Source organism: Bacillus sp. 2D03 (assembly GCF_003946765.1).
Classification (GTDB): Bacteria; Bacillota; Bacilli; order Bacillales; family Bacillaceae_G; genus Bacillus_A; species Bacillus_A cereus.
Window position 1 is genome coordinate 66,675 of sequence record NZ_RPSJ01000015.1, and the last position, 12,774, is coordinate 79,448.

The following is a 12,774-nucleotide window of genomic DNA, read 5'->3' on the forward strand; positions in this document are numbered from 1 at the left end:
TTATTCCCCTCTTTCTGTTGGGTTATAATTTGCAATCTTTTCTACACGGGTTGCTAGAAAAAATACAATCAACATATTTACCGCTAACGCAATTTTCCCCATCATAGAACCTGCTAAAAATCCATATGCTTCTTTTGACATCAGCACAATAACAATCGGCATAGCGATGACGATTAAGCAGTTCTGTACAAAAGCACGTTGTGCTTGCGACAAACTAGAACGCAATCTTGCCAGGTATAGTTTTTGTTTTTCAAAATCTTCTGCAATATCCAGTAAGACTTGTACTGAATTTGTTCCACCTTCTCGACTGCACACTTCCAACATTTCATGGAAGAAAACCAATTCTCTAAAGTTAAACGTTTCATTGAATTCTCTAAATGCACGATGCATTGTGGTTCCACCTTCTAATAAAAGAGAAACTTTTTCTATTTCTTCTTGAATGCTTTCATGCATCATTGGTTTCACCTGAACTAACACCCGTTTTGCATTGTTACTAATTTGAAGTGCATTTGCTACTGCCTTCATGTAAATAGAAAGACGGTCAATGACAATCAAGTAGTAACGTTTTTTTCTTTGATAAAGAAGAAACCTTGGAACTAAAAATCCAGATAAAACAGTAATCAGTGTAAAAGGATCTCTACCAAAGGAAAAATAGAATACTGCTGCAATACTCATTCCGGAAAGAATCGTATATACCCAGTACATGCTTTTTGTCAATTTCCACTCGTACTTTTGGGCTTCTTGGATAACGGATTGTGGCAAATACATCCGTATCCCTTTAATATTCCTTAATTCCAAGCGCCTTTCTTCTTTCTCGTTTTCTTGTACAAATTGAGAGAGAGCAGAACCCTTAGATTTTGCAAAAAGTAAAACGAGCAATACTACACTAATAAATATCAAGAATATGCATCCATAGGCTAATAAACTACGCATATTGCACCTCCTGTTTTGAAAGGAATGGTGCATAAAGAGCTGGATTTACAGTAGAAGAACGGAATTTCTTCTCCATATCAGCTGATATTCTTCCTGTAATAATATGTTGGCCATGAATTTTCCCTATTCTTTCATTCATTTCATCTTGTTTCTCATATGTTGGCATAAACTGAGACAATGGATTAAACTGTATATCTTCCTGATAATCCAATAGTTCAATCATCTCTGTAATATAACGATTTCCATCATCTTTCTTTTCCAAAAAGACAATTACATCAAATGTCTGTGAAATCAATTCATATAAATACTGGGCATCAATATTCGCACCACTTTGCAGACACATAAGCATTAAACGCCTAACTGCTTCTTTTGCACTTCTTGCATGGACAGAGGTGAAACCAGGATGTCCTGTTTGGAAAAAGTTAATCATTTTTAACGCTTCTTTCCCCCTCGATTCCCCTACAATTAATCGCTTGGGCCCTTGACGTAAAGCATTTGTTAACAATCTATCAAAGTCGATTGCATTTTCTTCTACTTCCGATGCCCTACACTGCATCGGAACAAAATGATGTTCTGGAAAAATGCGATGCAAATATAATTCAGGGTTATCTTCTACTACAAGAGTACGTTCTTTTTTCTTTCCTTTCGGAATGTGAGAAGCAAGATATTTCATAAACTCTGATTTCCCTGTACCCGTAGCTCCAGCAACTAAAATATTCATTTTGGCTTTCACAGCTGCAGCCAAAAAGTTCAACATTTCTTTCGATGCTTGATTGGTAGATAACATCCGCTCTTCAGAAGCACGAAGGTGATCCGCATTCTTACGAATCGTTATCGTTGTTCCGAGTCCCCCAAGTTCATCTAACGCAATATTGATACGTATATACGGAAATACGCAGTCAACATATGGCTTTGCTGTATTTAATGACTCTGATGTACTGTTTACCATCTTATAAGCTAGGGCTTTCACTTCTACTTCTGTCTCAAATCGGTAAGGAAATGTACATTCTCCCTCTCCGATTTTTTCGTAAATGATTTCTTTTGTGCCATTGATATAAATATCAGTTACATCCTTATCTTCTTTTAAAGGTTCTATAATCCCAAATCCAACAATTTCATCACACACCATATTTAGTAACTGTTCTGAAGGTACATCTGAAACGACGACTTGATTGCTTAGTAAAAAGCCTTTAATAATTTGCTCCACAGCTGTTCTCTTCTCTTTATTCATAAAGGATTCGCTTAAGATATCACGATGTTCTTTTACTAAAAATGCACGAATTTCATCTGTAATATCTTTAATTTGTTGAGCTGTAGTTGTTCCTAACTTTCGCACCGATTTAGAACGAATCCTATAACCAAAGTGATATAAATCCACTCGATTTCGCTTTAAGGATACTTGTTTTCCCTGTAAATAGCCCCACATACTACTTGCCACCTTTTTAATTTCGTAAACCAAAGAGACCCTTTTTCATAGAGGAGTGCTGGGATGGAATATTAAGACCAGCTGCTTCCATAATATGATGGACCTTTGCATTAATTTGCGGGGAACCAAATTGCATCCCCCATTCATAACTCGTACGATCTCTGTCATACGGAATTGTCACTGCAATGTTTTGGGAAGAAAGCTTTTCAATATCTTCTACATAGTCCTCGTCTCCCATATTCAAAACATGAATCATACGAGGCAATGTTAGCTTTGCTTCTTCTATTAGTTGTAATTCTCTTTTAATTGCTAACGCACCACGAGGGTTGCCATTTAGCACATGAACAACAAGGTCTGATTGGTATAGAATTGGGTAACTAAGCACCTCGGATAATTCAGTTGGTACCGATAGAATGATGTAGTCATATTCTGTATCTACAAGTGATTCGATAAATGTCGTTACAAACAATTCTTTGTTTTGAATCTCTGGGAATTGATTTAAGCTATAACCTGATGGAAACACCAGAAAATCCATCTTATCGTGTAATTTTTGCGTCAGCCTTGGATTCACTTTTTTTTCTAGTAAATCTTGCTTGGTACAAATATATTGCAAGAGATTGTATTCATTTTCTTTTCTTACAAGCCCTAGCATGTTTTTACTCTCATGGCTAAGACCTGTTCCAACCGCGAAGTTTGGTCTTACTTGGTCCGCTTCTACATAAAGCACCTTTTTCCCTAAATGAGCTAACTCATTTGCCATCGCAATACTTAACGTACTTTTTCCTACGTTTTCGTTTGTCGCATAAAAGGCAACCATTCTTACTTGCCGGTCCATCTTAAAAGCCCCTTCCTTATTTGGATTCGTTCAGATACTGTGCAACATATTCTTTTACACTTTTAGATATGGGATTGGTTGAATGCTTCTCTACATAGTCTAAAATATTTTTCTGGTCAGATATTTGCGAGAATCCTTCTGCTGGTTCTAATTCTTTCCCTGTTTGTTCTACCTTTTGTCCAACTGCAACAGGAATTACATCTCCAAGTGTTTTCGCACGGTTTAGATATTGAAGTTGTTCTGGTGAAACAGCCAATGTATATAATCGCGTTACCTTTGGCTTTTGTTTTCCTTCTTGTTCCTCTTTTGATTCTTTCTTTTCTAGTACAAATGCATCTTCTGTATTGCTATCCTTTGCAGCCGTAACACGTACACCTTGGAAAAGACCACCGAATACTACCTTCTCATTGTCCCCGTCCTTCACAACCTGCTTGAAATACAAGTCCACATAAGTGTTAGGGATGATACTATTACCTGAACTTGTTTCCAAATCAACGAGTAACGGGAATGCAACTTCTCCATCTTTCAAATTTAAAATTGCAGAGTCAGGTAACTCCTCTTTCTTTACTACTTTATTTTTAAAAAGATAGCTATTTTCGGTGATGGGCTGTCCATCATTTGTCCACTTACCTATAACCTCTTTTTTACTTACGCGTAATGCATTTGGAGGAATCCCATCACCAGGTAATGTTCGTTCCACTAGCATTTCTTCTTTAATCTCTGTATGCGCAGGTATATCCTTTGCAGCTACAACAACTTTCGTTGGCTTTACTGCATTTTCTACTGCAAAATGATTGTATCCATAGATACCCGCTACTGTTATAGCAGCTAAACCTACCGCTGTAATCTGCTTCTTTTGAAACTTAGACGGCTTCAATGTTTATATTCCTCCTTATGTAGCCTTTAAACGCAAAAAAGGACACACCTATGGCGTAAAACGCCTTAGGTGTGTCCTTTTAGCTAATCTAAAGTCTATATGAAAATGTTGGATTTATTTTCTTTAATATTACAATCTCAATATTATGATATATATAGTTTCATGTCAATCATTTCTAAAAAATATCTGTTTTTTCTATTTTAAAACACGTAATCGATAATTAACCTCGCTCCAAAAACCCTGTTATAACAAGGTTTCTAACCTATTAAGCGTCCCAAAAATATGTTGTAATTAATCTAACACAACTGAATATTCCAAGGTGGTCGGTTGCTATCCTTTCTCTTTCATTTTATGGAGAAAAGAAGAGATCATTTGGAAATACTGTTCACAATAGTTGATGCAAGAGGCAAAATTATTATTAAAATGAAATCAATTTTGTTCCTGTTTCAAAATACTTTGCAGGAGCATAACTTTTCCCATTCCGATCCTGAAATTCACTTCCAATATATAACGATGCAATCATTACGATAATTCCAATGAAAATTACACGTTTCATACGTTGTTTTTTCTTTTTATCCATTCAATATTCCCCTTTCTACAAAAAAAAGACACATCCCATTAAGGGATGTGCCTTTGGTTTATCCATTCAGCTACTAGTTTAAGAAGGATATCTTATTGTGTCGATTCATCTAATTATACTATATTTTATTCTCATTTCCTATTTCTCATGTAATACCAATCTTTTAATTTATAAAGTACGTCTTCCTTACCAACCCAATTCCAACCAACTCCACTTCCTCCAGGGAATGGATCGTCAGGAAATACTCTTCTTTTTATGAAATCATCATACGCAACACCCTTAATCTCTACTTGCTCAGTTAAACATAAACTCATTTCATTGATACCTGCTGGAGCTGTTTCTACATTAAAAGTGTATACACCATCTTTTGTCTTCAGTGGTGAATACCATTTTTGGCCACCATCAATGATTTTCTCTTGTCCATCCCAATATAAAGACTTAGTTGGTCTTTTACTATCAAAAACATGTCCTGTTGCTTCAGATAAATACATATTTTTAGGTAGGAATTTTGCTGTAGTATCTTTAAGTTCTTTCTTCTCTAAATCTTGAGTAGACTTTAATCCTTCGTCTGCAAATGGGTATTGTGCCTTAGCAGCAGTAAATACACCAGAGTAATTCGCATTCCAATCATTTTTGTACTTACCGTTTACTTCATACGAAAATCCATAACCAGAATGTAGCTTAGAAGGAGCTAAATTACCAATACTCCCTGTCAAAGTTTCATAATACATTTCCCCAGTTATATCTTCTTTTGATACACGTTCACTTACTGTTTCTACTACACCTTTTACACTCGTTACACCACACATTGCCTTTTCTTTTGAAGGCTCATAGATTGCTGTTTTAATAGGATTATTTTTGTACGTAGTTTCCTCAATGTCTATACGATTACCAGCAGGGTTAATTTCCGCTTGAATTGTTCCTTTACCTTTATGTTGCCAGTCAAGGTTCAGGGTTTTCTTTTCTCCCTCAGTTAATCTTACCTTTTGTAAAGCTACTTGTTGTCCGTTATGTTTTAACACAACTACTGTTTCAGGATTCATATATTTTTCTTCTAATACATCTAACTTTTTAATTTTATTCTTCTCTTTTTCTAGTTTCTGCCTTGCATTATCTAGCCTACTTGCCGCACTATCTAGTTTATTTTCTTCCCAAGAGCAGTCTCTATCATAATAGTGGTCCTTTCCCTCGGCATCTACTTCATGAATTGGATTACGACGACAATAACTTAAGCTGGATTGTGCACTATCTCTATCAGATTCAGCGCTGTTTATTTCTTGCTGGGACTTATTAATATTATTATTTACCTTTGCTCTATATTGATCACGCTCTAGTTTAAAATTATTACGTGATACATCTACTCTTGTTTTGATATTCTTTCCTTCTCTTGCTGTTGCTCCTTCAATTCTATCACTAGAAAAGTCAATTTTATATTTAAAGTCGCCTTCATCTCCTGGATTCGGGTTAGGTGTAACCTCTGTACCACAGTTACCTTCTACAGTAAAGTTTACAGTCTTCTCATTTGACTCTCTTTGAACACCATCAAGCACCTTAATTTTCGCAGTATACCGACCACACAAATGTGGTTGCCATCTTACATCTTCTTTTGAAAATCTACCGGCATCGCCTTCATTTGATTTTTGATTATCTTTTTGTGGATTCGAACGAAGATAATTCTCTTGATGATGCACTATTTCGCCATCTTTTATAATATCTAGCATCCATTTCACACGATTTCGTTCACCAGCTGCTGCTTGATATGGATTTACTGTTGTTCCATCTGGATCTCTATCGTTGTATCCTTTTCCTTTACTTACATATTCAAAACCGTTAAATGTAAAATTCACAGAATTATCCTTTGTATCACTAGAGGCTTTAATGTCTTTTATTTCAGGTTTACTTGTACGTACATACCACAAGCTATACTTATTAACACCTTCTACACCACCAGCACCAGCATAACCACCCGAAAGGTAGGCTATATCTCGAATCCAATAAAACTGACCATACATCTCATTTGTTTTAATATTTTTAATAACATGCTCCTTTATGTTTCCCAATACAAATTCAGGGTTTCCCCAATACTTATTAGAAACTATTGGCTCTGTTACACGTTCTATTTCTGTTATCATTCTATCACCAACTGCCACAGATCTATTAAAGTATCCTTCATTTGAGATACGGATATACGGTTCAGAATTGTCATTTCCCTGTATCAAGTTTTCTTTGGGATTACCCCAATTAAATGAACCATTATAAACTGCAGGATAATGTATATCTCCTTTATACGCTAAGTCAGTACCTGGTGGTGAATAACTACCAGGTCTAAGATATTTTCCTGGCATTTGTAATTGGGGAGATTTCAGAAAAGTATCGTCGTTTCCATTATAAAATGGAACATCGTTATTTTTTGCATTTACAATACTGGGTGTCGATAATAAAACTGAAGTACAAAGGATGAATATCCTCTTCTTAAATTTCATTTCTTTTCCTCCTTAAACAAAAAAGGACACACCTGTACCGTTAGAATGGTACGTAAGGTGTGTCCTTTACGTAAATTTTAATTTATATATTCATTTAAACACATCACAAAAACCAATATATTTAAATCAAATGATATTATTTTTTCTTCACTTGAACGTACATCATTTTATCAGCAGTGGAATGCCCCACACGAACTTTATGGTTCTCTTTCACATAATTATTAATAACTTGCGCGTCAACTGTTTCTTGAATCTCTTTATCCAAATTCAATGTAGGATTTAATAAAGCCACCCATCTTTTAGCTAATTCTACTGTTGCCTCATTGTTATATAAGAAAACAATTTCAAAATTATTCTCATCTATTGCATCAACATAAAATTGAGATTTTAAAGAACCAGCAGGTAAATACATGTTTTTATCCACTAGACTAATAGTCCCACTTAAATCAGAATACTTTAATTCTGTGCCATATTTATTATTTACAGAGTGGAGCACATTTTGTGCTTCAGGCGAAATAGAGTTTTTCGCAATCGGAGTATTATCCATCGCCACTTTATTGTACTCAACATCTTCTGCAACTAGCTTCTTATCTATTTCCACTGGTAATTTTTCCTCTGGTTTTGTTTCAGGTTTTGGATCTGGCTTCACTTCTGGTTTTTCCTCTGGTTTTGTTTCAGGCTTTGGATCTGGCTTCACTTCTGGTTTTTCTTCTGGTTTTGTTTCAGGCTTTGGATCTGGCTTCACTTCTGGTTTTTCTTCTGGTTTTGTTTCAGGCTTTGGATCTGGCTTCACTTCTGGTTTTGTTTCTTTTTCAACTGCATTAATAGAGTTATATAGGAACTGACTATACGCTTCACGTGTTACAAACATTTTTGGAGAATACATATTACCTCCTGTACCAATAGTAACGCCATTTTCTTCTAATGCGCTGATTGCTTTTAGTGCCCATGAGTTTTTATCAACATCTGTAAATGTTGTTGTTTTCGTTGCCTTAAATTTAAAAGCATTTGTAAGTACTTGTGCCATTTGTTCACGAGTTAAAATATCATCTGGACCATACTTCCCATCACCAAATCCATTCACAAGTCCTGCTTTAGCAAGTGCTAAGATTTCTTTTTCAAACAAATGTCCTTTAATATCAGTAAACGGATTTTTGAAGCTAGCATCTGCATCTGCTGGTTTTAGGTACATATAAATCATTCGAGCAACTTGCCCACGAGTTACATTGTCACCAAAGCCAAAGATATTATTTCCGTACCCTTGCACTACTTTACGATTTGTTAAATCATAAATTGCTTTTGTAGACCAGTGATTTGCTGGAACATCATTGAATTTTAATGAGTCTGTGTTATCAGCCTTAGCAGTAAATGCTCCTGCTCCTAGTAATGATGTACCCATAATTGTTAGTGCTGTTGCTGTTTTTAAAAATTTGTTAGCCATTGATTGTTCCTCCAAATATATTAATTTTTCATAGATTCTTTTATTGTACCTAATTTAAACATAAAATCCAGATAATTTAACATACAAATTAATTAATTAACATTTTTTATAACTTCTGTTCTATATAGGTATATTTTCCTGGCAAAAAACTATACTTTTCAGCATAGTCTTTTATAGTACAAATCTTAGAATTTTCATTATTTAAAATATACTTGTCCCAATCCCTCTTTACTCGCCCATATCGGAGCTTTTATGCCATCTACACCAATCAGCTTAAATATGAAGAAATGGTGTTCTGCTTTCACCTTAAAAGAAAGGGATTGATTATGATCGATGCGTCCCTTTGTATACTCATACTTCCATCCATCCATCTTTTCTTCTTTCATTCTTTTCTCTATCCCAGGGACTAAATCCACCCTTTTTCCATTGTAATCATATTGAAATCCACCCCTATTTTCTGCGATTTCTACTATATCAGCAGCAAAGTTATGTGCTTTCACTAACTGTATTCCATACAAAACGCCTTCGGGTAAAAGGCTAATTAATAATAAAGAAAAGGTAAGGAATAGAGCCGTAGTTACTGTATTTTGCATTTTTAATGCACCTACTCTTTTTCTTTATTTTACGTTTCCACCTAATTGTTTTTCTTTTCCATTCGCATCATAAATAATAATACTTCTCGCTTTACTCTTTATCATTTCTTTTTTTTCATCAAATTGCTTAAAATAACTAGCAGCTTCTGCATCACCTTCGACAGCAATCATTGCTGGTTTTTCCTGTACATCATGTACAGTGAAGTTACGTTTTGAAGCGGGATCTTTAAAATCCGCATTACCGTTATACGCCTTTTCAAACTCTTGTTTCGCTTTTTCTGGATCAATAGCTATTTCTTCTTCTGCACGCAGAGTACCTACTTTTACAGACTTAGCCACAGCTATCTCGCCTCCCCTTTCTAAAGACGATTTATTATCAGTATGTGTTGTATCTCCAATCACCATATCAGTTACAAAGAATAGACAACCTACAAATAACAGCAACATACTTGCTGCAACAATAAACTTTTGCATTCCTCTTCAGCCTCCTTAACTTTCAGACTTTCGAAATCGAAATCCACTTAAAATGGAACTTTTTTTGGAATTCAACAATTGATTTGGTAGCAATAACTCTGCTATTTCCTTCATTATTCCTTCTAACTCTTTATAATAGTTGCGACTTGATAGTAACGTACTACTATTCAATTGTGACTCGAACACCTCTTCTATTTCATATGGTGGTAAAGCAGTTAATACCTTATCTCCAAAGCATTCTTCTACTATTTCATGCTTTAAAAGTACAGGAGAAAACTTATTCCCAATGATCCTCACTTTCTCTAAACCTAAGTAAGAAACGAGCTTTCTCTCTTTTTGTGTAAGAGGATGCGCTATCTTTAGCAATTGATGCAGATCTGGTTCCGCTACAAAGAATATGTAATCCGCCATTTCACATATCTCATGGTATAAATCTTTATCCCAATCGCTCCCTGCATCAATAATAGATATAGGTGCTTCTTGGTTGGCCAATAAAACCTTAATAAAATGGTCGAAGTCCTGCTCTGTTTCATTTTGAAGCTCTTGGTCAACTATAGGATTCTTTACAATATAATTTATTCTTCCTTGCTTCCATTTTGGAATTAATAATATATCAGATTCCTTCTGTAGCATCTCTTTATATCGCTGCAACATAAATTCACTACGATAGTTTTCTGGCGCTTCTGTATATCCCTTTAATAACGGATACGTATAACCATCATCATATAGATTCTCTATATAATTCACATCAATCTGTAGTTCATTTAAGTAAGCGGCTAAAAGATGTGAAACAAAAGTGGCACCACTTCTCCTATTCATGTTGGCCACAACAATTGTTCTTCTTGGAATAACAATACCAATTTGTTTCTCATATACTGGCTCAAAAGCCAATTTATACTGTTTTTTTATAATTGGCGCTTTTGGCGTTTCTTCCTGAATAGACTTACGCTTTTGTTTGTTTTTAAATAATTTTAAAGTAGAGTGTGATTCACTGTTGTTACCTTCCTCTAATTCACTTGATACTTTCTCTTCTTCCTCATCAAAAGGAACTTCAGGCAATTTCGTATGTTGCGGTGCTTGACTTGCTCCTACAATTTCCACCACATTTTTAATATCCGATTCCTGTAGCAGCTGCGGGATGACTTTATTATCAATATCAATTTTACGAGAGTTAAAAATGTCATAGATACCTAGATAAATCAGTTTCGCTAAAAATTCATCATTATTTTCACACTCTGTAAATACTACAATGCGAATATCCCGCTGAAAGCGAATGTCTCTTAACTTCTGTAAAATAATTAATTCTCGCTTATCTTCGTGTCCCGCATCAATATTTAATCGTTTGTCATTAATACATAGAATATCAGGTTGCTCCGTATCTAGAATTTCATCTAAATACTTTATGTGCATGACATCACTATCAGCTACTTCAAATCCTGCACTAACAAAATCCTCACGTAAATATGCCGTATACACAGTATCACTAATAGCTAATACAATCTTTTTCATTATGAAAAACTCCTCTTTGATAGAAAATCACTTTAAAGTAATAGCATGTTTTCAAAAGGCACTTTTGTTGCGTTTTGTATTTTTGTTAATAGTTCGGTGAGAAGTGATTCTATTTCAAACCCCTCCAAATTACATGGCATATTATCAATAAGGTTATATTTGACTCTAACCTCTAAACGATCCTCTATTTCTTCTAACGGTATCGCACTAAATAAACTTTGTTCATATATAAATCCATCCCGAAGATTTTTTTGTATTTCTGTCTTGTCTTTGTAAACAATGGTTACTTGCGCTAATTCAATAAAAGGATTATCTAAAGTTAATTTTGTATTCCAGTTTAGACTCCAGATTTCACAGCGGCCGTCCGCATGCACAACATTAGCAGCTACAGATGGAGTAATTGTAAATAAACGATCTACTGGAACATTTGTAAAAGTAGTTGTTTTTCCTTCAACTACTTTCAGTCCTCTTTCCTCACGTTCATGCTCAAGCGAAATTTCCGCACCAAACAATGCAATTTCACAAAATACTTGCTCCATTATGGGTTTAATGCCTTCATACGTTCGAACAGCAAATACACTAAATTCTTGTGTTTCATCCGTTCGAACTAATTCATAAATGCTAAATTCCGCTGCATTTACAATCGCAAAAGGAATATCTTGTACAAAATTAGGATTTATAAATAGAGAATCCGGAATCACTGTCTCTGGATGTTTGAAAAACTCTAAACCAAGCTGATATCCTTTTAGAAATGCATTCTTAGCAGCAGCTGGAAATAATGTTTCAAATCTTTTGAGATTGCTTTTAAATTGCTTCTCTTCGACCTCGTTATTAAATTCTCTATCTTGTAAAATGTTTACACGATCAGCAAGCAGTAAAAAATAGTAGTTAATAAGAGAATTAATTCTCTCCTCAAAAACTTGATTATCTTTACAATATTTATCAAATCTTCTTTTGCTTTCACTAATAATTTCATTCATTCTTTAATACTCTCCTTATCATTTTCTAGTTATTAAATAAAAAAAGACACACCAATGGCAGGTATATGCCCTCGGTGTGTCCGTTTAGCAAGAATTAAATATCTCTCGATTCATATATTAATTTTAATCAATAAAACTTATGTATAAGATTATCTCTATAATATCTAAATGTCAATACTACTTCGCAATTATTAATTAAAGTCACAAAAATAATGCTTCTAATTGATTAACCTTTTTCTTTTTTTGCATATGTCATTTAATCACCTAATTCAGGTAATACTATTGGTATATTTAAATAAAGGATTTTTATACCAAAATTTCATTTTTTTATTTACAACTGAATTTCAAAAGTAAAAAACAATCATTTAATATATTCCTCGCCTTAGGGAACTTAAGATATAAAACAATCTTTATAGTACTCATAGCATAACTAACAGTAAACGACTAAAACATATTAATGTTATGTAAACAATCAGGCGACATAAACGTGTTCAGTTGATATTAACATATCAACTGACATTGACATGAAATTTCATATTGAGAGATGAATACAAGTTAAACTAACCCATCCAGTTCATACCTAAGCTAATTTATTAATTACATTATTTCGCAAACAAATATTATAAAATAGCTTGTAAGTTCC

The 12,774-nt window shown here is 34.4% G+C and carries 11 protein-coding genes; all 11 read right to left on the bottom strand.

Annotated features, from left to right (window positions below):
• On the bottom strand, window positions 1–933 hold the full coding sequence (locus tag EBQ15_RS26530) for a type II secretion system F family protein (protein ID WP_001257157.1): 933 nt from the start codon (window positions 931–933) through the stop codon (window positions 1–3).
• Complete coding sequence (locus EBQ15_RS26535; protein WP_000264625.1) at window positions 926–2,359, bottom strand: TadA family conjugal transfer-associated ATPase; 1,434 nt, start codon at window positions 2,357–2,359, stop codon at window positions 926–928. The genes EBQ15_RS26530 and EBQ15_RS26535 overlap by 8 nt, the downstream gene beginning before the upstream one ends.
• Window positions 2,360–2,375: 16 nt before the next feature.
• Window positions 2,376–3,194, bottom strand: a complete 819-nt coding sequence (locus tag EBQ15_RS26540) for an AAA family ATPase (RefSeq protein WP_000375875.1) — start codon at window positions 3,192–3,194, stop codon at window positions 2,376–2,378.
• Between the two features lie 16 nt (window positions 3,195–3,210).
• Window positions 3,211–4,071, bottom strand: a complete 861-nt coding sequence (cpaB, locus tag EBQ15_RS26545; RefSeq protein WP_000804787.1) for a Flp pilus assembly protein CpaB — start codon at window positions 4,069–4,071, stop codon at window positions 3,211–3,213.
• A 418-nt stretch (window positions 4,072–4,489) separates the two neighbouring features.
• On the bottom strand, window positions 4,490–4,651 hold the full coding sequence (locus EBQ15_RS31320; RefSeq protein WP_000358416.1) for a hypothetical protein: 162 nt from the start codon (window positions 4,649–4,651) through the stop codon (window positions 4,490–4,492).
• Between the two features lie 131 nt (window positions 4,652–4,782).
• Complete coding sequence (locus tag EBQ15_RS26550; RefSeq protein ID WP_000669506.1) at window positions 4,783–7,134, bottom strand: hypothetical protein; 2,352 nt, start codon at window positions 7,132–7,134, stop codon at window positions 4,783–4,785.
• A gap of 136 nt (window positions 7,135–7,270) precedes the next feature.
• On the bottom strand, window positions 7,271–8,575 hold the full coding sequence (locus tag EBQ15_RS26555; RefSeq protein ID WP_033693024.1) for an S-layer homology domain-containing protein: 1,305 nt from the start codon (window positions 8,573–8,575) through the stop codon (window positions 7,271–7,273).
• 197 nt (window positions 8,576–8,772) lie between these two features.
• Window positions 8,773–9,168: a DUF4320 family protein gene (locus EBQ15_RS26560; RefSeq protein WP_001181727.1), complete on the bottom strand. Its 396-nt coding sequence runs from the start codon at window positions 9,166–9,168 to the stop codon at window positions 8,773–8,775.
• A 24-nt stretch (window positions 9,169–9,192) separates the two neighbouring features.
• Window positions 9,193–9,642 carry a hypothetical protein gene (locus EBQ15_RS26565; protein ID WP_001168895.1) on the bottom strand — a complete coding sequence of 150 codons (450 nt, stop codon included), beginning with the start codon at window positions 9,640–9,642 and terminating at the stop codon, window positions 9,193–9,195.
• A 15-nt stretch (window positions 9,643–9,657) separates the two neighbouring features.
• Window positions 9,658–11,151 (bottom strand): hypothetical protein, encoded by a 1,494-nt coding sequence (locus EBQ15_RS26570; RefSeq protein WP_000724989.1) that lies wholly within the window; start codon window positions 11,149–11,151, stop codon window positions 9,658–9,660.
• 32 nt (window positions 11,152–11,183) lie between these two features.
• Complete coding sequence (locus EBQ15_RS26575) at window positions 11,184–12,131, bottom strand: hypothetical protein (RefSeq protein WP_001002555.1); 948 nt, start codon at window positions 12,129–12,131, stop codon at window positions 11,184–11,186.
• Between the last annotated feature and the right edge of the window lie 643 nt (window positions 12,132–12,774).